This is a genomic window from Mycobacterium sp. 050272 (assembly GCF_039023525.1).
Taxonomy (GTDB): Bacteria; Actinomycetota; Actinomycetes; order Mycobacteriales; family Mycobacteriaceae; genus Mycobacterium.
Map to the genome: position 1 here is coordinate 12510 of NZ_JBCHKV010000006.1, position 25682 is coordinate 38191.

Annotated in this window: 27 protein-coding genes and 1 pseudogene; 6 read left to right on the plus strand and 22 right to left on the minus strand. The window is 65.0% G+C overall.

Going from position 1 to position 25682, the window contains the following annotated elements:
- Positions 1-65 precede the first annotated feature (65 nt).
- From eccCa to AAHS21_RS13895, 8 genes are read right to left on the minus strand one after another with little or no spacing between them, the layout of a single operon-like run.
- Entirely contained in the window at positions 66-4196 is a 4131-nt protein-coding gene (eccCa, locus tag AAHS21_RS13860; RefSeq protein WP_342928243.1) for a type VII secretion protein EccCa, read from the minus strand.
- Positions 4193-5671, minus strand: coding sequence for a type VII secretion protein EccB (eccB, locus tag AAHS21_RS13865; protein ID WP_029368064.1), 1479 nt, complete (start codon positions 5669-5671; stop codon positions 4193-4195). Before eccB ends, eccCa begins: the two co-directional genes overlap by 4 nt.
- Positions 5671-7611 carry a type VII secretion AAA-ATPase EccA gene (gene eccA / locus AAHS21_RS13870; RefSeq protein ID WP_342928244.1) on the minus strand — a complete coding sequence of 647 codons (1941 nt, stop codon included), beginning with the start codon at positions 7609-7611 and terminating at the stop codon, positions 5671-5673. Before eccA ends, eccB begins: the two co-directional genes overlap by 1 nt.
- Positions 7608-7973 (minus strand): YbaB/EbfC family DNA-binding protein, encoded by a 366-nt coding sequence (locus AAHS21_RS13875; protein WP_342928245.1) that lies wholly within the window; start codon positions 7971-7973, stop codon positions 7608-7610. Before AAHS21_RS13875 ends, eccA begins: the two co-directional genes overlap by 4 nt.
- A complete protein-coding gene (locus AAHS21_RS13880) occupies positions 7970-9361 on the minus strand; it encodes a hypothetical protein (protein WP_342928246.1) in 1392 nt (463 codons plus the stop codon). The genes AAHS21_RS13875 and AAHS21_RS13880 overlap by 4 nt, the downstream gene beginning before the upstream one ends.
- A complete protein-coding gene (locus AAHS21_RS13885) occupies positions 9358-9759 on the minus strand; it encodes a hypothetical protein (protein ID WP_029368060.1) in 402 nt (133 codons plus the stop codon). Before AAHS21_RS13885 ends, AAHS21_RS13880 begins: the two co-directional genes overlap by 4 nt.
- An 11-nt stretch (positions 9760-9770) precedes the next feature.
- A complete protein-coding gene (locus AAHS21_RS13890) occupies positions 9771-11372 on the minus strand; it encodes a PPE domain-containing protein (protein ID WP_342928247.1) in 1602 nt (533 codons plus the stop codon).
- Positions 11373-11708: a type VII secretion target gene (locus AAHS21_RS13895; protein WP_029368057.1), complete on the minus strand. Its 336-nt coding sequence runs from the start codon at positions 11706-11708 to the stop codon at positions 11373-11375.
- A 240-nt stretch (positions 11709-11948) separates the two neighbouring features.
- Between AAHS21_RS13895 and AAHS21_RS13900 the strand changes: the two genes are divergently transcribed.
- The 4 genes from AAHS21_RS13900 to AAHS21_RS13915 all read left to right on the plus strand — a co-directional run bounded on the left by AAHS21_RS13900 (position 11949) and on the right by AAHS21_RS13915 (position 15265).
- On the plus strand, positions 11949-12395 hold the full coding sequence (locus AAHS21_RS13900; RefSeq protein ID WP_342928248.1) for a helix-turn-helix transcriptional regulator: 447 nt from the start codon (positions 11949-11951) through the stop codon (positions 12393-12395).
- 79 nt (positions 12396-12474) lie between these two features.
- Entirely contained in the window at positions 12475-13413 is a 939-nt protein-coding gene (locus tag AAHS21_RS13905; protein ID WP_342928249.1) for a hypothetical protein, read from the plus strand.
- 140 nt (positions 13414-13553) lie between these two features.
- On the plus strand, positions 13554-14246 hold the full coding sequence (locus AAHS21_RS13910; RefSeq protein WP_342928250.1) for a type IV toxin-antitoxin system AbiEi family antitoxin domain-containing protein: 693 nt from the start codon (positions 13554-13556) through the stop codon (positions 14244-14246).
- Positions 14243-15265 (plus strand): nucleotidyl transferase AbiEii/AbiGii toxin family protein, encoded by a 1023-nt coding sequence (locus tag AAHS21_RS13915; protein WP_342928251.1) that lies wholly within the window; start codon positions 14243-14245, stop codon positions 15263-15265. The genes AAHS21_RS13910 and AAHS21_RS13915 overlap by 4 nt, the downstream gene beginning before the upstream one ends.
- 21 nt (positions 15266-15286) lie before the next feature.
- On the opposite strand, the gene AAHS21_RS13920 is transcribed toward AAHS21_RS13915, so the two are convergent.
- Positions 15287-15934, minus strand: coding sequence for an NYN domain-containing protein (locus AAHS21_RS13920; protein ID WP_342928252.1), 648 nt, complete (start codon positions 15932-15934; stop codon positions 15287-15289).
- Between the two features lie 38 nt (positions 15935-15972).
- The gene (locus AAHS21_RS13925; RefSeq protein WP_029368047.1) at positions 15973-16167 is read right to left on the minus strand and encodes a hypothetical protein; all 195 of its coding nucleotides are present in this window, start codon (positions 16165-16167) and stop codon (positions 15973-15975) included.
- Positions 16168-16290: 123 nt separating this feature from the next.
- On the opposite strand from AAHS21_RS13925, the gene AAHS21_RS13930 reads away from it, so the two are divergent.
- Positions 16291-16719, plus strand: a complete 429-nt coding sequence (locus tag AAHS21_RS13930) for a hypothetical protein (protein ID WP_342928512.1) — start codon at positions 16291-16293, stop codon at positions 16717-16719.
- A gap of 83 nt (positions 16720-16802) precedes the next feature.
- Here AAHS21_RS13930 and AAHS21_RS13935 read toward each other — a convergent pair whose 3' ends face one another.
- From AAHS21_RS13935 to AAHS21_RS13950, 4 genes and pseudogenes are all read right to left on the minus strand, one after another.
- Positions 16803-17270 carry a hypothetical protein gene (locus AAHS21_RS13935; RefSeq protein WP_342928253.1) on the minus strand — a complete coding sequence of 156 codons (468 nt, stop codon included), beginning with the start codon at positions 17268-17270 and terminating at the stop codon, positions 16803-16805.
- Positions 17271-17663: 393 nt separating this feature from the next.
- Positions 17664-18701: a hypothetical protein gene (locus AAHS21_RS13940; RefSeq protein WP_342928254.1), complete on the minus strand. Its 1038-nt coding sequence runs from the start codon at positions 18699-18701 to the stop codon at positions 17664-17666.
- On the minus strand, positions 18698-19249 hold the full coding sequence (locus AAHS21_RS13945; protein WP_342928255.1) for a hypothetical protein: 552 nt from the start codon (positions 19247-19249) through the stop codon (positions 18698-18700). Before AAHS21_RS13945 ends, AAHS21_RS13940 begins: the two co-directional genes overlap by 4 nt.
- Before the next feature lie 179 nt (positions 19250-19428).
- A pseudogene (locus tag AAHS21_RS13950) lies at positions 19429-19623 on the minus strand (MerR family transcriptional regulator); the annotation flags it as partial.
- 443 nt (positions 19624-20066) lie between these two features.
- On the opposite strand from AAHS21_RS13950, the gene AAHS21_RS13955 reads away from it, so the two are divergent.
- A complete protein-coding gene (locus AAHS21_RS13955; RefSeq protein WP_342928256.1) occupies positions 20067-21482 on the plus strand; it encodes a UvrD-helicase domain-containing protein in 1416 nt (471 codons plus the stop codon).
- Between the two features lie 14 nt (positions 21483-21496).
- Here the strand turns inward: AAHS21_RS13955 and AAHS21_RS13960 are convergent, their stop codons facing one another.
- The 8 genes from AAHS21_RS13960 to AAHS21_RS13995 all read right to left on the minus strand — a co-directional run bounded on the left by AAHS21_RS13960 (position 21497) and on the right by AAHS21_RS13995 (position 25637).
- On the minus strand, positions 21497-21664 hold the full coding sequence (locus AAHS21_RS13960; protein WP_321180471.1) for a hypothetical protein: 168 nt from the start codon (positions 21662-21664) through the stop codon (positions 21497-21499).
- 35 nt (positions 21665-21699) lie between these two features.
- The gene (locus tag AAHS21_RS13965) at positions 21700-21987 is read right to left on the minus strand and encodes a hypothetical protein (RefSeq protein WP_342928257.1); all 288 of its coding nucleotides are present in this window, start codon (positions 21985-21987) and stop codon (positions 21700-21702) included.
- Positions 21988-22128: 141 nt separating this feature from the next.
- Positions 22129-22806 (minus strand): Sir2 family NAD-dependent protein deacetylase, encoded by a 678-nt coding sequence (locus tag AAHS21_RS13970; RefSeq protein ID WP_342928258.1) that lies wholly within the window; start codon positions 22804-22806, stop codon positions 22129-22131.
- A gap of 22 nt (positions 22807-22828) precedes the next feature.
- A complete protein-coding gene (locus AAHS21_RS13975) occupies positions 22829-23074 on the minus strand; it encodes a hypothetical protein (protein ID WP_342928259.1) in 246 nt (81 codons plus the stop codon).
- A 15-nt stretch (positions 23075-23089) separates the two neighbouring features.
- Positions 23090-23293, minus strand: coding sequence for a hypothetical protein (locus AAHS21_RS13980; protein WP_342928260.1), 204 nt, complete (start codon positions 23291-23293; stop codon positions 23090-23092).
- Complete coding sequence (locus AAHS21_RS13985) at positions 23290-23634, minus strand: hypothetical protein (protein WP_342928261.1); 345 nt, start codon at positions 23632-23634, stop codon at positions 23290-23292. Before AAHS21_RS13985 ends, AAHS21_RS13980 begins: the two co-directional genes overlap by 4 nt.
- Before the next feature lie 3 nt (positions 23635-23637).
- The gene (locus AAHS21_RS13990; RefSeq protein ID WP_342928262.1) at positions 23638-24666 is read right to left on the minus strand and encodes a phage Gp37/Gp68 family protein; all 1029 of its coding nucleotides are present in this window, start codon (positions 24664-24666) and stop codon (positions 23638-23640) included.
- A gap of 137 nt (positions 24667-24803) precedes the next feature.
- Positions 24804-25637: a hypothetical protein gene (locus AAHS21_RS13995; RefSeq protein WP_342928263.1), complete on the minus strand. Its 834-nt coding sequence runs from the start codon at positions 25635-25637 to the stop codon at positions 24804-24806.
- Between the last annotated feature and the right edge of the window lie 45 nt (positions 25638-25682).

The window sequence follows — 25682 nt, forward strand, 5'->3', positions numbered from 1 at the left end:
CCTTACACGTAGGTCAATGACCTGCAATAGGACCGTTATACCCTCCAGTTCGACATTCGCCATCCTCAGAACGAGCCGATGCCCGGCAAAGCCTTCTCCAGTTCGGGCACCACTGGCGTCTGGATCACCTCCTGCCCCTCTGAACTCAGCAGGATGCCGCGACCTTTCGGCTTGCGATCCAGCCGCACCGTCAGTACCGGCCCCTCGCTGCGAATGCCATCCATGATCAGGTTCGATCCGCCGGCCTCGTTGTTGAGCTTGGGCAGCGAGTTCCCGGAGCCGAGCATCCGGTTGGCGGTCACCATCGGACAGGCCACCACCGAGTGGATGCCCATCATGGGTGCGTTGCCCCAGTGCTCGGCCAGCGGCGCGAACCCCGCGGGCGCGGCGTTGGCCACCGACGAGTAGTCGTCGACGAACAAGAAGATCTCCGGGCCGCTCCACCAGGACCGTGCCCGCCGCTCCTGAATGGTTTCGGTGCCTTTGAGGCGCCGGTTCTCCAGCGACCCGGCCACGCCCATCATCACCGGCGCAAGGTCGGTCGGGCTGGTCACCAGGCTTGACCGTGCCACCGTCTTCTGGATCTTCGGCGGCGCCGCATACTCACCTGCCTTGTACTGCGGGTTGGCAACCTCTTCGACGGCATCCCAGCGCAGCAGGTAATCCTCGTCGATGGCATCGAGAAGTTCGGATCCCTTGAGATCCACGACGAAGAACCTGACCTCATCGGGGGTGAAACGCGACGTCAGCGACTTCATCATCGCGGCGATCAGATGGGTCTTTCCGCACTTGGGGGCGCCGAAGATGTTCAGGTGGCGGCCGGACATGAAGTCAAACAGCACCGGTGACAGATCCTTTTCGTAGAGACCGATCGGCACCGTCCACTTCGAGCCCGTCCAGTCGGCGGGCACGTGCAGCTGCGACGCCTCGACCCTCTCGGGAAGAACCCGCACCTGCCGGGCGCCCTCGCCCTGCCACGTCGCGCTGATTTCAGCGATCGCCGCCTCCAGCCCGGCGTCATCGACGGCTTGGACCTCGTCCAGCCGGGGTGCACCGATCATCAGGTGCAGGTGGCTGGCCAGATCGAGTGCGCGACCCGGCACATCGGCCGGGATCGACTCGGCGAGCTTCTTGTTGTTGACCCCCGACAATTCGGGCGAGTTCAGTTTGAAGTCGATGCGTGTGCTGAAGCTTTGGTTGAGGCTGCGTCCCAGCGTCGAGAACACTTGCACGGCGACCACGACGTGCACACCGACCGCCAGACCGCTGTTGGTGATTTCGGCGAGTGCCGGCACAAGATCGTCGTGATCTTCCTTGAACGCATCGAACCCGTCCACGAGCAACAGCACGTCGCCGAAGCCGTCATCGGGCACTGTTCCTTCCGCGACCTTGTCGCGGTAGCTGGCCATACCCGTGATCCGGAGCTTGCGAAACAGCTCTGATCGCTTCTCGATCACCTCCGTGACCTCGGCGAGAACGCGCGATACCGCGTCGTTGTCGCGGCGCAGCGCAACACCACCGACGTGCGGCAGCCCTTCCAGAGCCAGCAGCTTGCTGTCGGAGCTGAAGTCCAGACCGTAGATCTGCAGCCGCCGCGGGCTGTTGAGTTTGGCCGCGGCGATCGCCAGGGTCTGCATCGCCACCGATTTGCCGGATCTGGTGCGGCCCAGCATCGCCAAATTGTTCTCCGCCAGGTCCACGGTGAACACCTGCTGGGCGTGCTTGTACGGCACGTCGAGCAGCCCGATCGGCAAGGTCAGCACCGCCTTGTCGCCGGCGTGCAGTCCGCTGTCGGCGACCAGACGGCCCACCGGCCGTGGCTGCAGCAGCGGCGGCAGCCACAACTTGAGGCAGTCGGTGCCGTGGCCGGCAAGTTGGTTGAGAATTACGCTCCCAACCTCGGGCGCGTTGTCCATCTCTTCGGCCGTGCGTTCTACCGGCGCCGCCTCGACCTCATCGTCGGTGTCGTCCTGGCCTGGGATGGGCACGGCGGTCACGGTGAATGGCGCGACACCGGTGATACCGCCCACGGCGCTCCGATCCCCACGCCCCACAGTCAGCTCGTCGGGCGGGAAGTACAGTTCGGTGGGGTTGGCGGCGCGGAAGTAGCGCGGCTCAGCACCGCCGACCTTCAGGTAGCCCTCACCGGGTTCGGTGAGGTAATAGGCCGCCTTATCTTCGATCGCGGCCTGCGAGTCCTGCCCGCTGGCCGTCTTCATCGCGATCTTCCATCCGCAGTTGGACAACAGCTGTCCTACCGACACGCCGGTCAGCGACTGGGTCGCCAACATTAGGCAGATGCGGTCTGCGCGGCCCTGGCGGGCTAGGTGCTCGTAATCGTCGCGGAACTCCGGGTGGTCTTTGAGCAGCGCGGTGAACTCGTCGGTGACGATCAACAGTGTCGGGAACGGCGGGATCTGCGCGCCCCGCTCGCGAGCCTTGAGGTAGGTTCGCGCGTCCCGGAACTTCTTGCCGGTCGTCGCCATCCCCATCTCGCTGCGCAGTCTCTGCCGACGTTCCACCTCACCGCGCAGCACGGCACTGAGGCGATCGATCATGTCCTGCGAACTCAAGTTGGAGATGATCTCGACGGTGTGCTTGAGCTTCTCGAATCCGTCGAAAGTGGACTCACCCTTGTAGTCGATGAGGACCAGGTTCAGCTCCTCGGGGGTGTGAAGAGCGACCAGCCCCAGAAGCAGGTTGACCAGCAGCGTGGACTTTCCGGAGCCGGTGTATCCGAGGATCAGGCCGTGCGAGCCCATGCCCTGCTCGGCTTCCTCCTTAATGTCCACCTCGACCGGCGCCCCAGCCTTGTCCCAGCCGATCGGCGTGCGCATCCGGCCCCGGTCGCCTTCGGGGTGACGGCGCCACAACCTGTTGCCCATCACGCCCAGGTCGTTGACCCCGTGCAGGCTGGCCCATGAGTGAACGGCCTTGCTGCCATCACTGGACGGTCCCACGACGGCCGACTTATCGGTCGATGCACGCCAGCGTGCCATCTGCCGCGCAATCTGACGTGCCTGCGCGACCCCCACGTTGTCGACAGCGCTGAGCCAGTTGGTCAGCGGATCATCAGCGGTCATCTTCCGTTTGCGGGCCCGCCCGTCCGGGGCGACCTCCACGCGGGCTCCCATGACTTCGAGCCCGTCCTCGTCCTCACCACCGCGACGCAGCACGGTAACGGCTTCCATGCCTTCGCCAATACCCCGCTCGACCCGGTCTGCGACGACGATGAGCCACGGCTTATTACCCGTGAACGCTTCATCGGCGGAGAAGTCGCCTCGGCCGGCGAGGATTTTCTCCAGCGAGGCGGGTCCGTCGGCGGGGGTGTAGACCATCCGCTCGGTGCCCATCGCGTCGCGCCGGTGCGGGTTCTGGTTGTGCGGAAGCCATTTGATCCAGTCCCATGTCTCGGGATGCTCGGTGATGACTGCCACCAACACCAGATTCGGTGGATGAAATACCGCCAGCTGCAGAAGCATCGACCGAATAACGCCAAGTACGTCGCCGGTCCCGAAGAACTGCACGCTGCGGTGTGTTTTGAGGTCGATGATGGTCGGCATTCCTTCGACGGCGCGATGAGCGCGAAAGAACCGCTCACCGAACACCCGGCATACCGGCTCGGTCACGTTTTCGGGCGGCGCATCGACCATCTTCATGCCGCCGCCGAGCCGCTGACGTGCCACGCCGGCTCGTACGGACAAGAAGTAGGTCGGATCCTTGGCAGGACGCGAACGTTCCCAGGTACGCGGTCCACCGACCATCGCCGCCAGGGCGCTAGGCGGAGGGGCAAAGTGCGCCAGATAGTCATACTGTGCGACGGCGCGCCTGTAGACCTTCGTTCGCAGGTTCGACAGCATCTCCAGGTACTTGCGCCGAAGCGCGTTGATCTCAGCGGTTTTCGGTCCACCGCTGTTGCCGTACCCACCCATCATGCCCAGAGCTGACGCGGCGAACATAAGCGGAAACATCAACATGTACGGGCTGGTGATCTTCCTGACTCCAGAGGCCAGGAAGATGCCGATCATGCCAATGATGGCGACCACCATGAGAATTGGCAGTAGCTTCTGCCACTTACTCGGGGGGACAACCTCTTTGATCTCCGGGGGTGGCGGAACCTCTGTTTCGACACTGACCTCTTTGCCGTCCGGTACTTCTACACGGCGGCGCGGCGGAATCCATGGTTCTGTGCTCAATTCCCGCTCTTCCCTCCGTTGAGAACCACCGCCAGCGGCGAGGGTGGCACCGTGTCCTGCGCTACAAGTGCTGCTTCTTTGGATAGACCGGGCCCGGCCGCCAGGATCGACAGGATCGCCCAGGGCGCCGGCAGCGGCGAGGACAGGCCCAACGCCGACGCCGGCGAGGTACCTCCGGTGTCTCCCTGGTTCATGAAGCCGTAGCGGACGCCGCGATCAGACACCCACCATTGCGTTTCCGTCGCCGGGGAGCGTGGGTCCGAACCTGTTGTCCGAACATAGAATCCGGATCCGGGTGCCGCATACATCGAAACGGTGGGTCGCGACACCAGGTCGTGGCGCCACAGGGTGCGCTGCTGTTCAGTGAGGGGAAGCGCGGGCAGGAACGCCAGAGCCGGGGTGGCTTGCTGTTCGCCCGCCTTCTTCTTCCACTGCCAGCAGGTCACCGGATCGGTCAGGCTCGCCACCGAATGCAGTGCTTTCTCGGGGAACATCGAGGTGTCCAGGCCCGGGGATGCCGCGGGCAGCCGCGCGACAACGTCCTGCGCTACCGTCGGGGCGACGTTGGCGCCGAATGCATTGGTGTTCCGTAGAACCGAGGCCATCACTTCGGGGATCTGCTGGACCCCATCGGGGAGGACGACGTACCAACTCACTGAATTTGCTTGCGGGACGCGAAGGACCGAGCCGATCACCGCGCCCGGCGCGACGGGATATGGCGGCGGGGCACCTGCGTCGGGAACGACCGGCGAGGTGATGGGACGGCTCGCCGGTATGGCGTTGAACAGATCCTCGCTGATGATGTCGATGCTGGGGAATCGTTGCAGCCCCAGGCCGAGGACCAGCGCGGTGTCGTCGATGTTGATCTTGCGTCGTACGCCGTTGTTGAGCAGCCACGTGGCCTGGTCGGGGCCCTGCACAATGCGGGCCCCCGATGGATCCACCTCAAGGATCTGTTGCTGGTCGCCGGCGATGACCGCTGTGTGCGTCTCGGGCTGCGCGGTGCCGGGCCGGTCGATGACATCGCAGGCGCTCCACACCGAGTCGGTCTGCGATGGCTGAAACACCTGTTCGGGGGCTCCGGCGATGCCTACCAGCGGTCCTCGCGGCATGTCCTGGACCTCTTGGGGTTTGACCTGCGCGGCCTTGTCGGGGTTACCGATGATCAGCTGGGCTGACACCAAGTTGAGGACCGGGTAGAGCTTGTTGTCGATGGTGACGTACAGCTGGGAGGAGTCGCGCGCCTGAACGATGCGTGAGTTATCCCGTAGCCCTTGGGGTTTGAAGTAGGCCAGCGCGACCGCCGCGAGGCAGATCAAGGCGACCAGCGCGAATCCGCTGAGCTGCGCCATCGCTGTGGACCGCGCCGGGTCGTGACGCATAGTTGTGTCGTACCGTGTCAGCGCATGGTTGAGCCGGGCCACCAGGAACTTGTATCCGCTGACTTGAAGTTTGGACGTGGGGATGAAGGGCATCAGTCCACCTCGGCCAACACGGAGGTGAGATCGATTCCGCTGGTGCTGGATTCAGCGTCGAGGATCTTCTGCAGCGCCCGCACCATGTCAGCACGCGCGATGGTCATGAGCAGTTCTTCGTCAACGTCGTCGTCGCCGGACAGCGCCTCGTCGTTGCGAACGTCGCGGGCGTCGGCGGCGTTTTCCAGCGCCTTTCGGACGAACCGGCCGTTTCCAACGATATCGATCGCGCTGCGCGTCGTTGTGGTCATGGCCGCCAGTTGGTCACGGGCGTAGCGAATCAGAGCGTTACGGCGCTCCGTGTCCGCGCCGCTGTCACGCAGCGCAGCGAGCACACCATCGAGTAGCTCGACCGGGTCGCGATTCTGCGCGGTCGTCGACAGCGAGCTGAGCTTCTCACAGACCGTACGCAGAAGTTCGATCGTGTCAGCAGCGAGCGTGTCATCTCGACCTGTGGCCAGCGCTTGCGCGATCTCGACGAGTTCGTCTGGGGTATAGGTGGTGAACCGGAAGCGATGCGCGAATCGTGTCGCCATGCCCTCGTTGGTTGCCAACACCTGGTCGATCTCGTTCTCGTAGCCGGCGATGATCACGACGAGCCGGTGCCGCTCGTTTTCGATGTGGGTGAGGAGCGTGTCGATGACAGCTTTGCCGAAGGCATCCGCGTTGGAGCCCTTATTTTCGGCGCTCACCAGCGAGTAGAACTCGTCGATGAACAGCACCCCGTCCATCGCCTGACGAACGTATGCCTCCGTCTTGGCTTCCGAATCGCCAAGGTGCTGACCGATGAGCTGCTTAGCCGACACCGTGACAACCTTGCTGGTCTTGACGATTCCGAGACCGCACAAGGTCTTCGCGATGACGTTGGCCACTGTGGTTTTACCAGTGCCGGGCGGTCCGATGAAGATCATGTGGTTGGCCGCAGCCGGGGTCTTGAGACCAAGTTTGCGTCGCTTCTCGGCCATCCGGATCCGCGACCGGAAGGTGCGGACTTGTTCTTTCAGGTCGTACATGCCCACTTGGGCGTCGAGCTCGGCGGTCGCCTCAGCGAGCTTCTCGGCGCGTTCGGTGGCTGCGCGCGCCTCGGCGAGATCGGCGGAACTGGGACCGGTGGCCGGATCCCAGGGATCAGTACGTTCTGCGATCGCCTCGACGGTGGTGAGCTGAAGACGGATGCCCTTGTCGTCGAGGGCAGCGCTCACCTCCGGCGACGGCGCGGCGGCGTTGACCTTTCGCATGAGGTCTTTGGCGCTGTCTTCGTCTCCGCGCTCCCGCGCGATCAGCGCCGAAAACCACTGCGCCACTGGCACCGCCTCGGACAACGTCGTCTGCTCGGAAACGGTCCTCAGATAGCCGGCGGCCTTATCGAACTGACCGAGATATGCGTGGGCAATACCGAGCGCTAGTTCAACTGCGACCTTGAGCACCGCGTCTCTGTCGAACAATGCAAGGTGCTCGCTCAGCGTATCGATCACGTCCGGCCACCGTTGAGCCCGGTAATAGATTGCGGCTTTCACCCACGCCGTCACTGAGGTCGGTGTGGCCTCCGCCAAGGCGTCGATCGCCTCGGCATAGTCGGGAGGGTTGCCCGTGGCCAAGGAGCTCGCCAGCGCCGCGGCGAGCGCCGACTGGTCATAGATCGGCTGCTCCAGCGCGACGATGCCCATGCCGATGTCGAATCGCGGCCACAGCTGTGCCGCCGTGATTCCCATCCGGCTGACTTGCGCGTGCATCTGCTGGCGAGCGCGCCACGCGCGGTACATCGTGCCGGACGCGTTGTCGCCGCACAGCATTCGGCCCAGCCAAGCGTCGCACATCGCCGGGTCGAGATCGGAGGCAGCGGTGAAGTACCGCATCGCCTGTTGGTGGTCAGCGTGACCGCCGTCCAGGAGCCCCAGAGCAGCCACACCGGCTTCGAAGTTCTCTGTTGCCGCACTCATATGGCGTACCTCCTGGTGAATTCGGCGGCTTCCATCTCCCGGTACTCCTCGGGCGTCGGCAGTTTCTGCACGCGGCGGTAGAAACGGTCCATCCGGTCGGGATCGCGCCCCTCAGCGGCCACCGTCGCCAGCGACCACAGTCGCAGTTCCATACGGTATTTCGCGCGGGCAAGCTGTCCCAGGGCAACGATCTCCCGACCCAGGTCGACATCACCGAGGTCCAAGGCGTCATCGTCGAGCATCAGTGCGCTGACCTGGCCCCGTCCGTTGCAGCTCACTCCAACCGATCCTGACGGGTTGTAGACAGAGAATTCCTGCGGATAGAAGTCTTCGATGTCGGGTATGGCCTTCTCGGTTGTCACGCGCTCACGTCCCTGTCTGAATCCTGATGCCACGTACCGTTAGCGAGCATCGACACAATCTCGCCGAGTTCTTGGTGCCCGGGTGCGACAGTGAGGCCGCGGCGCGCATAGGCCAGGGCTCTGTCGGGTTGCTCGACGTGCCGGGCGGCAAGCTCGCGGCACACGTTCGCGACCAGGGGTGTCATCGTTGGCAGCGCCTCAGTGACGACCCATGGTGGCGGTTCGGCGCCGAACAGTGGCCCGGTGACGAGTTCGGCGGCGCGCGCGAGATTTTCGGTGGGTGAGGTCACTGGATCGGATCCCACCAGAGCGACGAAGCGCGCCCAGTCGCTGTCGAGGTCGATGCGGTAACCGTCTTCTGTTGCCATGGGTTGCAGCCCGCGGCGCCGGATTTTGCTCATTGCCACGTGAAAGCTCTTCTGTTTCTGGCGTTCCGGCCCGTAGAGCAGTTCACATAGGTGCGTTGTGGTGATCGGCTGAAGCAGCGCGATCGCCCCGATGATCTGCTGCTGCATAGGTTGCAGCGCTACCCCGTCGGAGTCAGTGACCTCGAAACGGCCGAACACCGTCATCAGTCCACCGTTGGGAGCATCATCGGCCGTGCCGGTGGAGTCCTCTGCTGCCGGTTCGGCGGTCTGAGCAGTCGGGTCTTGTCTGGGTTCGGTTGGCGTTGAATCAAAGTCAGTGGTTGCGGTCGGTTCTCCGTCGTCGGTGGCCCCGACCGCCGGCGTCATCGGTACGCCTGCTGGCCCCTGCCCAAGATTGTCGGCGTGGTCCGCCTGCTCGGCGGCGTCAAGTTGTTCAGAAGTGCCAGGGGACGTCATTGCCGACTCTGCAGGTATCCGCAGCGGACGCACGGGCCAGGAAGTTCCGGCGGCGAGTACGTCGACCCAGCCTGGCTGTGCTCCGTCGATGAGCGGATCAGCGATGACGACCGTCGCGTCCGGGCTCTCGCTGAGCCGCACGCCCGCCAGTGTCTTCTCGTCCCCTTCGGCGCCTTGAATTTGCGCCTGCAGTAGCCAACTGTCGATCAACTCAGCGCGACCGTGGCACAGCACACCGATCTCGTCGATGGCCAATGCGTTGACGGCGATGACCTCGTGTTCTCCGACACCGACCACGACCAGAACCGGATCTGCGGAGGAATCACGCAGTCCGGGCTCGCTGCCTCGCGGCGCGCGCAGCCAGCCCGGCTCGTCGTCCGGCTCCCAGGGGACTGGCAGCCGCCCTGGTTCGGCGGAAAATTTCACGCGGATCCAGTTCGGGTCGATGCGCACGACGATCACTCGTGAGGAGGTCAATGAGTGCACCCCTCCCAGGAGCCGGCGTGCGGCACCGGTGAGGCATTCACTGACCAGCTCCGCCGGTGTGATGACCGCAGCGGTCATGCGTGCGACCTCTCGGCCGAACCGTTGTGATCGTCGGAGCCGTCAGCAGCAGCTGTGGGGGTGTCGGCCGAGCCGAACCACAACTCCGTGTCCAGTTCGGGTGCTGCCTCGCGGGCGGCCTCTCTGCGGCGGTCGTTGAGCACCGCATAGCATTCGCGGAGGCCAGCCATGATGACGTCGCCCAGCTGCGACGCGCTGTACCGCTGGGTGACGCCTTCGCCGAGATAGACGTCGGTGACCGTGCCCCATCCATCGACTTCAGGCATGACATCCGGATCGTCCGGTGCTGCCCGCCGCACCCGCAGATTGTTGAATGCCGCGTCTTGGACCGCACCGATCGCGTCGCCCAGGCGCTGGCTCTTGGCCAGCCATTCCTCTACCGCAGGATGATATGCCACCCGTCGTCCCCCTACGTTTCTGTCGGCCGGGAGCGCTTGCGCTGGCCCGCGATCGGTTCGCTCACTTCGACGCTGTCTTTGACCAAGGGTTCGTCGGGGAACCACTCGGGGTTTCGGTCGATCTCTTTGCCGTCGGCTCCCTTGTTGCCGTGGGGCATCATGCCCATCGGCATCATTCCGCCACCCATTGGCGTGCCGCCACCGCGCGGAACCGCGGTGGTCGGCACCGCGGTGGTGCTAGCGGGCGGCGGCGCGGGAGCCGGCGGCGCGGCCTGCTCCGGTAGACCAGCGGGCATGGTGCGGCCGCCGCCAGCGCCACCTCCACCGCCGAGACCACCAAGTGGGTCGCCTCCAGAACCGAGCTTGCTCAAAGGATTTCGCGGTGATCCACCACCGGCACCGCTTGACGGTGAACCACCCATTGCGTTGCCAAGCTGGCTCGCGGCCTGGCTGGCAGCCTGCGTCGCCTGCTGTCCGGCTTGCTGGATTTGCTGACCGACCTGGCCGAGGGACTGACCGATCGCACTGGCCACTTGCGTGGGAATCGACATCAACGTCTGCATCATCTGACCGGCCAGCTGCCCGGTCTGGTTAGCTGGATCGCCCTGCCCCGTCGGATCTGCAGCCTGAGCCAGCGGGTCATCAACTGTCCCAAGTTCTTTGGCGCCCTGGTGCGGCAGGTGAGGATCACCGTCACCACCGATGCGCGGAGAATCCCCCGGGTGGTTCACTTCCTCGTTGGTCCCCCCAGCACCTTGCCCGAAGGTGGTCATCGTCTTTGCCGACACCTCCTTCATCTGGGTCATCTCACCCTCATGCTGAGCGGCTTCCGACGCGCCGCGAGGATCCCCCGCATTGGCCCTGGCCGCTGCCGCCAGGAACAGCTGGCGTGTCTGCTCGTAGTCCTCGGCGCGGGGATGGTCGGCGACAGCCGTGCTCCAGTGACTAGCGACCTGACGTGCTGAATTAGCTTGTGCACCAGCAGCCGTCGCCGAATTCTCCATCCAGCGCCCGAAATCCTGCAGCTTTACCGACAATGCCTCGGCATCCTGGCCTTGCCACGACGCGGGAAGCCCTCCGGCGAGCTGCTGCAACGACTGTGCTGCCTGGCTGAGATTGGTCGCGGCGGTGTCCCAGCCCGTGGCGTGCGGTTCGAGGCCGCTCTCACCGGCGCCGGACCGCAAAGCCAGGTCGACCATGTCAGGTTCAGCCGGGACAGTGGCCAGAGCTGCCGGCATGTCGAAAGGCAGGTCCGGGACCGTCACCGCCGGCGGAGCGGGGATGTCGGACGGGGTCACGGCAGCCGCTGCTGCCGGAGTTCCTTGACCGCCCACATTCGCGGCGCCCTCGGCGTCGGTGACGACGTAACCGGTCAAGGCTGCGGTCACCGCTTGGCCGCCCTCGGACAACCGAGGGATGCCGGCCGCCAGCTGAGAGCTGAGCTTGGCGGCGTTGACGGCAACCCGGTTGGTCGCCGCGACGGACACCGGGTCAGAGCCCGGCGGTAGCGGCGGCGGGATGGCCGCCGGAGCGCTCAGTGCCGCGGCCGCTGCCGACAGGGCCGCGGCAAGCCGCGGTCCAACTTCGGCAGGGTCGACGCGTACACCAGCCACTTACAGCGCACCACCTGCCGCGGCGTTCACCGCAGTCGCCCCTGCATGGTCGGCATCCTCGTACCGGCCGGCTGCGCTGGCGAGGTTGTCCCCCATTGCGGAGTGTTCACCGCTGGCACCGGTTGCCTGCTCGCCGACGCCGTCGAAGAACGCCCGCATCGCGGTGCCCACCGGCGCAGCGACCGGCCCGTGGCAGCGCAGGAATTCCTGCTCGACGTCGGCGATCCACTGTTTGCATGCGCGGCTGTAGTCATCGAGTTGCGACGCCGCTGCGGCGTTGCCGTCGGCGGCGGTGCGAAGCGATGCGGGATCAACGGAAATGCGCTCTGAACTCATGCGGTAATGATCTTTCAGCCTATAGGGGTTTTCAACAGGCCTGCCACCGCTCACTACGGATTGCTCAGCAACGGCCGTCGCGACACCGGACATGAGTCCACTCCCCTCTTTGCTTGCTAATCTATACCGATAATGTACTACGCTAACATGTGCCTGTATGGGGCGCCATCGGTCACACTGCCAATCTATGACGGCCACCCCCTGTGAGCACACATCAATAACCTCCCCCAAGGCCGCCCCGTGAGCCGCCGCGTCCTGCGCGGATTCGACCCCTCCGCATTCTCCCAGGCCCGCGAAGCCGCCGGCATGAGCCGCAAAGACCTGGCCCGCCTCGCTCGAACCGGCCGCGCCACCATCGACAACTGGGAGACCGGCCGAGTCACCCCACAGATCGACGTCCTCGTCCGCGCCGCCAAGGCTCTCAACGCCCCCCTCGACACGTTCGTCAACATCCCCGCCAACCAGCGATATCCCGGCGATCTGCGCGTCTTACGCGGGCTAACACAACCCCAGCTCGCCAACGCGACCGGCCTGAGCACCACCACCATCGGCGCCATCGAGCGCGGCGAAGTCACCCTGTCCGATGCCAACGTCCAGGCCATCGCCGCCGCCCTCAAACTGAGCCCTCAGACCTACCAGCAGGCCTTCGAACGCGTCCGTACACGGCCGCCCGGCACGCCGGCGTAGACCTGCGCCGGGCGGTTGGTCACCCTCCCGATTCCCTCTGCTGCTCTCAAAGCAACCAGCATGGGCGATACTTTGAGACATGGACCCCGTTGACGCCCTCTTGCAGCAAGCGCGCCAACTGCTGGGCGGCTCCACCCCGCCGGACCCCGAACCCGCCGCCCTCGGTGAACCCAACCTCGCCGGCCAACACCCGACCAGCTGGGACGGTGACGCCAGCACCCAGGCCGCCACCACCAGCACCACCCTCGACGGCCAGCGCGACCAACTACGCAGCACCCATCACAACGCCACCACCACCATCGCCGCCGCCAACACCATCGGACAAAACGCGCGCGACAACCTCACCGCAGTCGAGACCGCCTGGCAACAAGACAAAAGCACCTTCACCCCGACCACCGCCCAGGGCCAAGCCGCCCTACTGCAAGCAGGCCAGCAACGCATCACCGAAGCCACTCAAATCGTCGAAGACACCGCCAGCCAGTACCAAAGCGCCGCACAACAACTCCAGACCCACACCACCGAACTCGGCGGCGACTCCACCGACCCCACCATCCAAGCAGTGGATTTCACCGACCTGCCACAACGCCCACAGACCGACGATCCGCGCAAGTACTGGCTGGGCACTGACGACATCGTGACTCTCGAACCCGGCGCCCTAGGCCCCCACGGCTACATGGAGCTGGCACCGAACTCCGGAGTGTGGGTGCCCAATCCCCGCAACTTCCCCGTCGGGGTGGACCGGGCGCCAAGCAAGAGCCCGATCGACCTCAGTCGCGTCGTCCATCTGGCGCCCGGACAGCTGGGCCCCTACGGCTATGACGAGCTCGTGCCGGGCTCCGGCACCTGGATTCCCAGCCCGAGCTCTTTGGTCGTCACCCCTGATCCGGGTCCACCGCAGTCGCCGATCGATCTGCGCAAGATCGTCCAGGTGCCCGCCGGGCAGCTGGGACCATCCGGTTACACCGAGCTGGTGCCCGGCACCTGGGTGCCAGACCCGCGCGCCAACGGGCCTCGATAGCGACGACGAGCTGCCCGAACATCCCCCGGACGGGTGCGGGCAATCCCTCGCAGATTTTCCACGCCCACGCCGACCTGTCGGACCCGCCGACTATTATTGAGCATTCCGTTTAATCCCCTGTGTGGGTATCATCGGGAGTCATGGGGAGTAGTGCTGCCTGCGAAGCCGACCTCGCGATCGAAGCGGCCGGCCAGTGGGGCATGTTCACTGCCGCCCAGGCGACTCGTCTGGGCCTCACCCGCAAACGGCTCACCCAGCTGACAGCGGCCGGACGCATCCATCACGCCGATACTCGCGGCGTCTACCGCTTCGCCGGCGCACCCGAGGACATCACCCTCGACACCCTCAGGGCACTGTGGCTGGCGTTGGATCCGGAGTCGTTCGCCGGCGAGCGAATTCGTCGGCTGCACACCGGCGGCACCGACGCCATCGTCTCCCATCTGGCCGCAGCACATTACGTCCACGGCCTGGGCAGCCTGCACCCCGACTACCTGGACTTCACCGTGGTTGCCCCACGACGCAGCAACAACCCCCTCGTCCGCTTCCGCGTCACCGAACACACGTCGTTCCAGATTGTGGCCGGCCTGCCCGTGACCACCATCGCCCAAACCGTCGCCGACCTCTACAGCGACGGCATCGACGCCGGCCACCTCGGCGACATCCTCACCGACGCACTGCTCAGCGCTGCTGCCGACATGGCCGCCATCACCGCCGCCCTCGACCCGCTCACGGACAACAACGGCCGAGACACCATCCTGCACGCACTGTCCGTCGTCGGCGCGCCCGAGTCCCTCGCCGAAGCCAACGAACTGCTGTTCGCCGGCCGACGATGAGCTGGTCGGCCGACTACCGCTCCGAACGCGCCTTCTGGGTCGCACTGCGGACCCGCGCCACCCAGGAGTCGCGCACCGACCACACACACTCGTCGCAGGAACTCATCCGACAGTTCGTAATCCAGAGATTCATCGCCCGACTGTTCACCGACACCGACAGCATCCCGTGGGTTGTTGCCGGCGGCACCGGAATGCTCATCAGGATGCCCGGAGCCCGCGCTACCCGCGATCTCGACCTGACCACACTCACTCCCGACCTCGGCGAACCCCAGGCCGTCCAGCAAGCATTGTCGACCGCCACCGGCGCCCACGACGCCGACCCCTTCATCTACACCGTCGACACGGGAAAGCCGTTCACCGGCGCGGTGCGCGGCACGAAGCTCCGGATCACCGCCACCATTTCAACCGATCGCGCCGCCACCTTCGGCCTCGACGTCGCCGCCGACACCATTCTCGTCAGCGATATCGAACACCAGCAGATGCAGCCCGCGGTACCCGGCATGCGAGGACTGCCTCCCCTGCCGTCAGTCCCGTTGTTCCCCCTGGCCAGCCAGATCGCCGACAAGGTCGTGGGCGTGATGTACCGCGACGACAAGAACCGCTCCGCCAACCGCTACCGAGATCTCGTCGATCTGGCCCTCTACGCACAGTCCGTCGATGTCAGCGCCGCCGCGCTGCGCTCTGCGCTTGCGGCCCGCGCCGCAACGCGTGACCAGCCCCCGCCGGACCGTATCGAGATTCCCCCAGGCTGGGACGCCGGTTACGCCCGCACCGCAGCCTCGACCAGCTTGCCAGTACCCCTTCGCGACGCCGCCACCGCCGCCGATGTCGTCAACGCCTGGTTACAGCCCGTTCTCTCCGGCAGCATTGTGGCAGAACATATCTGGGACCACGGCGCATCGGCGTGGCGACCACCCGATCACGCCCCGCATCGGCCCGGCGAGGTCTGGGTCCGCCCCCACACCCGGGACGGCCGCGACATCGCCGACTATTACCGCCGCGCACCGCGGCGGCCATGAAGCCCACATTCAGGCGCGGTGTCAGCCTGCCCGCCGAATCTGTTGTGGCGCACTGTAATCGCGGTTATCACCGCACGCTGCGAAATCGCGTTCACCGAGTCGTGTGCACCACAGGCGCCCGTCGCCGTGCAGGCGACCATGGTCCGGTGCCCTGCCGCCGACCCATTGGAATGCCTCTATTTCTGCGCGGTGTGCACGCTGGACGGCCGCCACGGCTGGATCGAGGTCGCTGTCATGGCTGGCGATGATGACCAGATCGATCGCATCACTGTCAGCGGCGGAGATAACCGCGAGCGCGCAGAGAACGTCGATGCCTTTTTCGCGCGCTTCCACGTCCGATTGCAGCGCTGGGCCAGGGCCGGTGCTGTAGCGCTGCTGCACCACGCGATAACGCAGCGGGCGGTGAGTCACCGTGACAAGGGGGTCGGTCTCCCATTCGCGTTGTTGGGCGAGGTTGCGCTGGTAGCCGGCGAGGTCGTATTCAGGCTCCGGCAGCCCGCGGAACACCTGCACCTCAGCGAGTTCTGCCCTGCCGCGCCCGGCGGCTGCGCGCACGTCGAGCAGTCGTCGTGCGAACGCTCCCGGGGAAATCAGGCACTCGTGCAGCGGGCGTTCACCACAGAATCGCTCATGACCTCGTAGGTGCACGTTCTGGTAGTCGACGATCACTGCCGCCTGGTGTGCGGACATGATGTTCTCCTTGGGTTCTAACCGCGCCGATGCCGACGCAGGCCTCTGACCAACGCCACTGCGAGCAGGCCGAGTCCGATCGGGATAAGGAATGGCGCAGACCGCGCGGCATCGGAGACGACGATGGACCCGAATCGCCACATCGCTGAGTGGGCGAACGTGTCGAGCAGACTGTGCTGGTGGTAGTGCCCGGCGGCGATGAGCGTGATCATGATTTGAACGTAGAAGGCCGCGTGGTCGTCTTCCAGAGGACCAGCCCCTGCCGGGCCGGTGAGCTGCTGCTGGCAGCCCCGGTGAAGACTGCGGGGAATCTTGCTACGTTCCTTGATGTGCCCATGCTTGCGCTGCACACCATGCATTCCGGCCCTCCGGAGTTGGCCGACCAACTGCCCGCGTTGGCACGGTTGGCGATCGCTATGGATAACACCGGGGAGTTCCGCTACTGGTACGCGAGCCTGGAGGTGCCGTGGCGGATGAGCTTGCCTGAGGACGTCGACCCGACGCAGGTGCCGCAGGGCTGGTTGCGCCGGGACGGCGGCCGGCTGGTCTATCTCGCTCGCGAGCTGATCGTCGCGTTCCCGGCTGACAGCCCGCCGATGACGGTGGACCAGCCCAACATCGGAGTCGGTGTTGCTGTTGTCACCGATCCCAGCCTCGTTCAGGATCTGGCAATGGACCCGGCCAAGGTGGCCTATGTTGGCGGTTTCAGCGGCGATCTCACGGCCGCGGTCACGCCGCTGGCCGCCCGCCCCGCTCGCCGTTGATCCGTTCGGGGCACACCGCGCATTCCCCACTTTCCCAACGCCTCGGCCAGCGATTCATGGTGAATCGGTCGCTGCGGGCCTCGTCAGGCCGGGCAGCCGGTGCAGATTCCGGTGTTGTCGGCGAAGCTAACACGCCAGGCGCACGGACCGCAGATCGTCTCGCAAGCGTCGTAGTCGGTGCATCCGCACACTCTGCATACCCGCGGATAGCCCCATTCGATCCGCGTGATGTGCTGGCCTGTGGTCACGCCACGGTGGGTGGCGCAGTAGAAGTCGATGAACCGGCCGGTCGTCCAGTCGGGGAAGCCCTCGGCAATCACGTCTGCGGCGGTGATCGCTTCCAGCGGTTCCCGTCGCACGTCGAGTGTTTCGACAGTCTCGATCACCTCCAGGGGCTCCCCGTGTCGACGCCCACGCACCTTCTTGCATAGCGTGAGCAAGTCGCCCGGGTACAGGATGCGGTTGCCGCGCTTGTCCATCCACCAGTTGACACGTCGTGTCTGGGTCTTCACTCGACGGCGCACCTGATCGGCGGTCAAGGCCACACTCATCAAACGTGGCATTCCAATCCCTTTCTCCGATTGATCATTGTGCTGCGCGCGACCGCGCCCATACGGGAGGATGCGACGACCGCCAAACCAACTGTGCCAAGAGGACATTCAGCTGCCACATGACATGACTGATCAGCCCTTGTCGACAAGCAGCACATTGTTTTTCGCTGAGATGGGCCGTTCGCGCGGACGCACACGACGCAACGCTAGACGGACGGTGAGATTTCAGCCCAGGACGGGTTACCGGGGCGCCGTACGGCCTCAGTGTTAGCCCTTCGCGTCCTCCGACGGTGCCGCCTTCAGGTACCCAGACAGTGCCGTCGAACACGCCGCCGGTTCGACGCGCTATCCAGGTCTTGACCGTTACGGTCTCCGGATTTTCGGTGTTATAAGTCACGGAGTGCCCGGATCTGGGTTCTGGGTGGTGGCGAAGTACTGCCGAGCCTCCTCGACGTAGCGGGTTGCGTCGGCGACGTAACGCTCGGCATCGGCGCGAGTCTGCGCAATCTCGGCGTCTGCCGCTTGCCGCGCCTCGGCGATCATACTGTCGGCACGGGACTGTGCGGCGGCGACCTCGGCGGCGGCGTCAGCCCGTATGCGGGCTATCTCGTTGCGGGCCTGTTCGAGTTCGGCTTGCGCGGCGGCGCGCTCGTCGGCGCGTTCGGTGGCGCGCTGTTGGGCGCGGGTGTCGGCGGCGGCGGCCTGTTCCTGGGCAGCGGCGACCTCGGCGGCGGCGTCGGTCCGGGCCTGGGCCAGCTCGGCGCGCAGCTCTTCGATGGCTGCTTCTGCTGCTGCGCGTTCGGCGATGCGTTCGGTGGCGCGCTGTTGGGCGCGGGTGTCGGCGGCGGCGGCCTGTTCCTGGGCAGCGGCGACCTCGGCGGCGGCGTCGGTCCGAGCCTGGGCCAGCTCGGCGCGCAGCTGTGCTGTTGTGGCTTCTAGTTCGCGGCGTTGGGTTGCCCATTCAGACTCCCGTTGCGCGGCAGCGGCTTCGGTCTCGCGGATCCGTTGTGCAGCGGTGTCTTCGGTCTCGCGGATCCGTTGCGTGGCGGTGACTTCGGTCTCGCGTGCGAGGCGGCGTGCGGCTTCGGCCGTCTGCTGATATTGGTCTGCGGCGGCAAGGGCTGTTGACGCGGCGGCTTGGGCGTCGGCCTTTTCAAGGTTCGCGTTGTGGGCCTGTTGTTGAGCCAGTGTGCGGAGCCGGTCTGCCTCAGCGATTTTCTGGCGCACGGTGAGCCGCACGGCTCCGGGGCCTAGTGTGCGGCGACGTTCGATGAGTTTGTCGACCGGTGTTCCCGCGACGGCTACCAACTCGTCGGGTGGTTGGATTCCGGCCTGCTGGGCGGCTGCGACGGCGTCGGCGGCGACGCGCTTTGTGATCGCTGCCCAGTCCTCGATCGGCAGTTCAGCGATGTGCTCTTGGAGTCGGGTCACCGCCTGCGCCGTCCTTGGCCGCCGGCGGTTTCGGATTCTTCTTTGTCGGGCGAGTCGGCTGGGGTGGCAGCATGCGCGCCTGGTGTCGTGTTAGTCAATTGTCTTGTCGCTGTTGCGCTTTCGGTGAGGCGTTGTGCTTGTTGGGTGAGGACCAGGCCGAGCTGGCTGAGGTACACGGCGGCGGCTTTCTCCAGGGTTTCGTCGCCGAGTTCTTTGGCGTCGCGGCTAATGCCCTTGAGTAGTTCTTGAGCCAGTTCCGGACCTAGCCCCATGTTGGCGGTGGCGGGGTCGGTGGCGGCGGGCTCGGTGTCGGCGGTGGTGATCACCCAAGTCAGACGTTGCCAGCATTGAGCGATGGCTGCCGCGCGTCGGTGTTGTTCTGTCTCGTGGTTGGACCGTTCGTCGGCACGACGTGCGGCGATCATCACCGTGAGCAGGATCAGCAGGGCGGCCAGGATTGCGCAGATGCCGGCAAAACCGGTGCTGGCCACCCAGTCGCGCATCGGTGGGAGGTCGGCCGCCGCCGATATTAGTGTTTGCGGAGCCATGATCGGCACCCTAACCGGGAAGTCGGAGACGACGGACGGACGGCTCCAGCGGGTTGCTGATGACGGCGGGCGAAGGTGTACCGGCGGCGGTTGTTCGACACGCTGCAGGCGACCTGGTTGCGTGGTTTGGCGAGTTCGTCGTCGACGGCGCCGGGTTGGCGCTCACGGGTGGCTGTTTTTCCGGATCCAGCCGCGGTGGCGATAGATGGCTGGGCCAACTCGCTGCGCGCCCAGTAGTCGAGTTGCCGATAGGTGATGCCGACGACGGCGCAAGCTGCGGGTCCACGCCAACCTCGGGTGTCGTCGGCGACTGCGGATACTGCGTCGAACGCTTCGGCGTCCAGGTCTTCGAAGCTGAGCTGTTGTTCCGTCATGGTGGCCCTCCCGGGTTTCGATGGTAGGTCGGCCGGATGGGCAGACGCCTGTGACGCACTAGGTTCGCGGCTTTTGTTAGCGCCTGACGCGTTGTTGTCAACGATGCCCATAGCGCCTTCGGGCACGACGGATTACATGCGGGTCGCCGGTGCCGGTTCGATCCGGAGCATGTAGATCTTGGTGTCTGTTGTCGTCGAGATGATGATCCAGTCGGCCCCGCTCGTGGGAGTGACAAGCCGGCCCCACGTCGTGGGGTCATGCCTGCGACGCCAGCGGCGGCAGGAGCACCATGATCAGGCATGCGTCTACTATACCCGACACTCAGAATGTCGTCTATAGTAGACGTTGCGGCGGCGGTGAAGACCCACGTCCGTCCGCACCACCCGGACACGTCAGTGCCCTGGGCTATACATCCACCTGGAGTAGAAAGAGGTCCGCGACGATGAAGCCGACTCCCGAGCAGCAGGCGATCATCGAGGCCGCCAAGACGCACAGTCACCTGGTCATCCAGGCCGGCGCCGGCACGGGCAAGACCTCGACCCTGCGGATGGTCGCCTCCGAGATCAACAGCCCCATGCTCTACATCGCCTACAACCAGGCCATCAAAAAGGAAGCCGAGAAAAGCTTTCCCAAGCATGTCAACTGCAAGACCTCCCATGGATTGGCCTTCGCTGTCGTCGGGAAACGATATGCACACCGCCTCAAGGGCGGCCGCCAAACCAGCAGGGATGCAGCACAAATACTGGGCACGTCGTGGCTGGAACTCTCCGTAACCCTACGGATTACCCCGGCGCAGATGGCCCGCATCGCCACCGACACCGTCCAGCGATTCTGCTACTCCGCCGACGACGAAATCGGCCACCACCATGTACCGCACCAGAACGGCGTCTTCGACGACAACCACCAGGCCCTCGCCCGCTCCGTCCTGCCCTACGCACGCAAGGCGTGGTCGGATCTGCGCAATCCCGACGGGCGTCTGCGGTTTAACCACGACCACTACCTGAAGATGTGGGCTCTCACCCGCCCACGACTCGACACCGATGTCGTGCTACTCGACGAAGCCCAAGACTCCAATCCCCTTGTCGCTGCACTTGTTCAGCGGCAGGACGCGCAACAGATAGCGGTCGGCGACAGCAACCAGTCCCTCTATGGCTGGCGCGGCGCCGTCGATGCGCTCGGCCAGTGGGACGCCGACCACCGCCTCTTCCTGTCGCAGTCGTGGCGGTTCGGGCCCGCGATTGCTGATGAAGCCAACAAGTGGCTCGCCTGGATCGGCGCCGAGCTGCGACTGACCGGCAACCCGGCGCTACGGTCGCGCCTCACCGACCTTGAAGCCCCCAGAGCCATGCTGTGCCGCACCAACGCCGGAGCTATGTCCGAGGTCATGGACCTGCTCGGCCAGGGGCTGAAGGTCGCCCTCGTTGGGAAAGGTGACACGATCCGGCGCCTGGCCTTCGCCGCGGCCGAACTCAAGGAGTCCGGCCGCACCAGTCACCCTGAGTTATTCGTGTTCACGAGCTGGGCCGACCTACAGACCTATGTCGAGGAAGAGTCCGAGGGACGCGATCTCAAGCCGTTCGTCGATCTGATCGACGAACACGGAACCGATGCCGTCGTCGACGCCATCGACGCATTGGTCGACGAAAAGATCGCCGATGTCACGGTGTCCACCGCTCATGCCAGCAAGGGCCGGGAATGGGAAGCCGTGAAAGTCGGCGACGACTATCCCACCGACGACAGCCGCGAGGACACCGTCAAGGGCGACGCCATGGTCGCCTACGTCGCCGTCACCCGAGCCCGCATGCTGCTCGACCGCGGCGGCCTGGCGTGGATCGACAAGCACCAACGCCGACGATAGCCACTCGACCCGAGTCAGGCCGGCGGAGTCTGCCCCGCAGTCTCGGGCCCGGATCCACCGGGCCACTGCCGAGCCTGCTGCGGCGGCAGCGAGACCAACTGCACGGCACGCTGCGATGACAGCTGGGCCAGCTGGGTCACCGGCACAACCCACTGCGCTTCGTCGTCAGATCCCATGCTCATCGCCGCCCTCCCTCTGCTGCTCGTATGGAATGACACTACTTCGCCGACTCAGTGACTTGCGCCCCTGTTTCGTCGGCGTTGCCGGTTGGTCGCACCGCTCTGGCCGAACACCACTGGGACATCGCGAGCTTCCCGCGGCCGTTCCCGGTGGGAACCTCGCAGCTCACCAGCGCCAGCCATCCGCCGGCAGCCGATTGCGCCCAGGCATGCAGGCGGCCGCGAACCTGACCGCGAAAGACCAGGCCTTCGTTCTTCACGCGCATCGCGACCTCATCGCGACGGAACGTGTCATCGGGGTTAGTGATGAGCAGGCTCAGATCCACCACGACAGGTTTCGGAGGATCCACGACTCGACGCGTTGGAGGGTGCATCGCGACTGGCCATTCTTCGAACACATGTGTGATTATCGCCTTTGTCGGGCCTCGATGTCGATCACTTCACGCCACCGTTTGCGGGCGGCTGAGTCAGGCTCGCTGAATGAGGTGGTCGACGAACTCTGGAACTCGTCGTGTGGCCGGGCCAATCCAGTGGTGATCGAACAGCCCGCCGTCGGCGGCGACCTGGTTGATCTCGTAGGTCTCGGCGCCGGCGGCCTTCGCGATCGCTGCGAACTGGCTGGCCGGATACACCGTTCCTGAGGTGCCGATCGCCGCGAAAACACTCGCGGTAGCGAGCTTTTCCACGATCATGTCCAGGCCGATCGTGCGCTCGCCGAACCAGACCACGTGTGGTCGCCACTGCGTATCGGTCTCGACGACGTCGTACGTCCACTCCAGCACCTGGCCGGTGTCGACGTGGCGGATCTTGCGTAGCTCGCCGTGCATCGCCGTCAGCTCGACGGTGCAGGCACGTTGATGCAGATCGTCGATGTTCTGCGTGACCAGGTGCATGCGCGGGCCGAGGTGGCGCTGCAGGTGCGCCAGCGCGTGGTGTGCGGCGTTGGGTTCCACCTCGTGCAGACGGCGGCGCAGTCGGTTGTAGAACCGCTGCACGGTGACCGGGTCGGCGACGAAGCCGTCCGGTGTCGCCACGTCCTCGCGGCGATGACCTTCCCAGAGACCGTCGGCGCCGCTGAACGTCGGGAGTCCGGACTCGGCGCTGATCCCAGCCCCGGTCAACACCACAACCTCGGTTACGGCCACTCCCCTTTGCTCCTCTTTCGCTTCAGCTGGACTCAAAGAGTAGGTTCAGCCTATGGATCTCTTGGTGTCGACGATGTTGGCGCCGGCCGTCGCACACCAACCGCACCAATTCCTCGGTGGCCGGATCCTGGCGATACCGCGCGATGCCTTCAGCGACTAACAGGCTGACCAATTGGTGAGGTCGTACGCGCAGGGCGCAACACAGCGCCGCGAATTCGTCGACCTTGTCCTCGCCGACAACACGGTAGGACGTCTTGAGCTCATCCATCCGCGTCCACCCTGGTCATCGCCAACCAGCGACAGCGTGCACGAGCTCAGACGTCCCGCCGGCGCCGGCGCCACCGGCCAGCGCGAGCACCGCGGCGCTCACCAGTAGCCGCCGTACGCGGCGGATGATTCTCAGCACCGCGGCGGCGAACAGACCGGCAGCGCCACCGGCTAGCGCCGCGGTGGGATGGTCGCTGACGATACCGACGAGGTCCGTCACGGTCGGGGCCTCCCCGCAGGGGCGGCAACATGTGCGAAACCTGCTTCGCATTGGCGTATTTCGGCCTCATACCCAGCCTGCACCTCGTCGACCAGGGCGCCGGCGCCGCGCTCGCGGGCGATCCGCGCCGCCACATTCCACACGCTTTCGGTCTCCTCGTGCCGGGTTCCCGACAGTACATAGCCGATCTCTTCGACGACCCGGCACACGCTGAGCAGCGAGCCCATGTGGATGTGGTTGCATTCATCGAGATATCGGGCCCAGTCCGCGACTGCATCGAAATCGCGCCCCGCGATGGCGTCCTCTAATGTGCCTTTCGGCCGATCCAAGAATCCGGTCATGCCTCACCCACTCTTCCCTGCGGCGTTGGTGGATACGGATCGCGAGGGGCGCTTGCCCCCGCCTACCGACGTCGGGAACTGGTCCCATGTTCGGCCGTCCAGTTCGCGGCCAGCCGTCTTCTTGCCGACCCGCTGGAGGATCTCGCGTAATACGAATCCATGGGGGGCATCTTGTGTTGCTGAGCCGTAGATCCGGGGACCGTCGAGAACCCCGACACCGTAACGTCTGGTGCTTGTCCATTCGCCGTTTTGCTTATGCAAGAAGGCAACACCGTTGGCTAGGCAGTGGTCTCGAATCGTGCGCGCCCATTGCGGATCCATCGGGCGGGCGCCCGCGCCGGATTCACCACCAGTAATCACCCAGTCAATCCCATTCAATTTCAAGCTGGGCAACGGGCCCAGTAATGGCTCCAGCGACAAGAACCGGACCGCTGCTGGGGTCTCCCGCAAATCGTCGGCGCGCCCGGTGTAGTCATCTGATTCGATCGAGGTTCCTAGCCACACGTTGGGCAGGGGCCACGGGCATTCCCCGTCGGTCCGCTCGAACAGCCAACCGATGTTCCATGCCGGGATGTTCGGACCGTTTCGACGAAGATCCCACAGTGCCTGCATCATCGCCTTGTGGACTCGGCCCCCGTGAGCGAGAAGCTCGCGCATCCGGCCCGGTCGTTTCGTTAGTACTTGGTACCTGTGCTGCGGAGTGAGTGCCATCGTGGCGAAGATCTTCCCTTGGAAGTCAGCGGCCACGCGCGCGTGGAAGACGTCAGACATGCTGTCCAAGAACACCATTTGACTCTTGCGTGGCCACTTGACGATCGGATCCAGCACCGACTCTTGATGCATTGTCACTGCGAATCCGGGACCGCTCGTGCGTGGATCGCCGTCATTCTGGTACTTCGCCGATCCCATCGCCTTGAGTCGACGGGCCATCGTCATCGCGTAGCAGCGATCGCACCCAGGTGAAATTCGGTCACAACCAGTTGTCGGGTTCCACGTGGATTCGGTCCATTCGATGGACGTGGCGGTACTCACTGCTTCCCTCCTAGCGAATCATCAAGCAGTCGAACACGATAACTGCGATCCATCTCAGATGCCCCTCACTGCTCTTGAGTTCTGCGCAGCGCCGGCAGCATGCTTGTCCGCCTCGACTTCCAGGCGATACGGCACATTCATGCGCTTGCCTCGAACTGGGCCAGCGGATCGACGTCCGGAATGCCGTGAAGCGTCAGAGGCCTTCCGGAATCCAGTTCCTGACTCCACTGAAACACCCATTCGCCCAGACCATCGCCCGCGTCGAACTCTGCAACGAGACGGCGCGCCGCGATGTCGGCGACCTTTGGGCCGACACGCTGCAGCACAGCCAGCAGATACGTCATTCCCCAGCCGTTGACGCTGCACGAGATCGCCTCATGCCAAGCCTCACGGTTCTTGGCGATCAATTCGCGTTCGCGGATCGACTTGTATTGCGCTGGCCACCAGTCCAATTGCTCCCGCAGCAGCGTCGTCGCGGGTTCACGCTCGCGTGCGGCGCGCTTGTCTTCATCGTCGCCCCACAGCGACACTGGGCCGCTGTAGCCCTCATCCATTTGCCAGTCTCGGATGGCTCCGCGGACAGCGTCGGCCAGGTCTGCGTTCTCCGGCTTGGCGAAGTGGTTCCGCGTGTCGAAATCCCAGTCGAAGTGTTTGAGCGCAGCGGCCAGTTTCTCTAGGCCGCTCACATAGGTGCTTTCAACGAGCTGCGCGCCGGTGTGCGTGTGCGTCAAGGCAAGCGTGCCCCGGAATCGCAGATTGCCACCGTCCCTGCTGCACCCCACCGCTGGTGCGATCACCAACTGTGGGCAGACCGTGGGCTGCGCAGGTACCCACACTGTCTGCCCCCGTCTACCATCAATTCTCAGCGGTATCGCCTGGCGCACAAAGTCCTTCAGTTCCGGGCTGCATTTGCGGGATAGTTCTAGTGGAGCCTCACCCAGGGGCTCGGTACCGTCTTCAGTTGCGTTCATCTCTACTCTCCTAACCACCTCGTGATGGACTACGCGACCCTGAAG

Coding starts and splice junctions, on each gene's coding strand:
- AAHS21_RS13880 (WP_342928246.1), bottom strand. CDS start 9,361: ATGACCGCTGCGGTCATCACACCGGCGGAGCTGGTCAGTGAATGCCTC.
- AAHS21_RS13955 (WP_342928256.1), top strand. CDS start 20,067: ATGAAGCCGACTCCCGAGCAGCAGGCGATCATCGAGGCCGCCAAGACG.
- AAHS21_RS13895 (WP_029368057.1), bottom strand. CDS start 11,708: ATGAGTTCAGAGCGCATTTCCGTTGATCCCGCATCGCTTCGCACCGCC.
- eccB (WP_029368064.1), bottom strand. CDS start 5,671: ATGCCCTTCATCCCCACGTCCAAACTTCAAGTCAGCGGATACAAGTTC.
- AAHS21_RS13985 (WP_342928261.1), bottom strand. CDS start 23,634: ATGACCGGATTCTTGGATCGGCCGAAAGGCACATTAGAGGACGCCATC.
- eccA (WP_342928244.1), bottom strand. CDS start 7,611: ATGAGTGCGGCAACAGAGAACTTCGAAGCCGGTGTGGCTGCTCTGGGG.
- AAHS21_RS13925 (WP_029368047.1), bottom strand. CDS start 16,167: ATGATCACGCTCATCGCCGCCGGGCACTACCACCAGCACAGTCTGCTC.
- AAHS21_RS13935 (WP_342928253.1), bottom strand. CDS start 17,270: ATGAGTGTGGCCTTGACCGCCGATCAGGTGCGCCGTCGAGTGAAGACC.
- AAHS21_RS13905 (WP_342928249.1), top strand. CDS start 12,475: ATGGACCCCGTTGACGCCCTCTTGCAGCAAGCGCGCCAACTGCTGGGC.
- AAHS21_RS13975 (WP_342928259.1), bottom strand. CDS start 23,074: ATGGATGAGCTCAAGACGTCCTACCGTGTTGTCGGCGAGGACAAGGTC.
- AAHS21_RS13995 (WP_342928263.1), bottom strand. CDS start 25,637: ATGAACGCAACTGAAGACGGTACCGAGCCCCTGGGTGAGGCTCCACTA.
- AAHS21_RS13945 (WP_342928255.1), bottom strand. CDS start 19,249: ATGGCTCCGCAAACACTAATATCGGCGGCGGCCGACCTCCCACCGATG.
- AAHS21_RS13915 (WP_342928251.1), top strand. CDS start 14,243: ATGAGCTGGTCGGCCGACTACCGCTCCGAACGCGCCTTCTGGGTCGCA.
- AAHS21_RS13960 (WP_321180471.1), bottom strand. CDS start 21,664: ATGAGCATGGGATCTGACGACGAAGCGCAGTGGGTTGTGCCGGTGACC.
- AAHS21_RS13930 (WP_342928512.1), top strand. CDS start 16,291: ATGCTTGCGCTGCACACCATGCATTCCGGCCCTCCGGAGTTGGCCGAC.
- AAHS21_RS13910 (WP_342928250.1), top strand. CDS start 13,554: ATGGGGAGTAGTGCTGCCTGCGAAGCCGACCTCGCGATCGAAGCGGCC.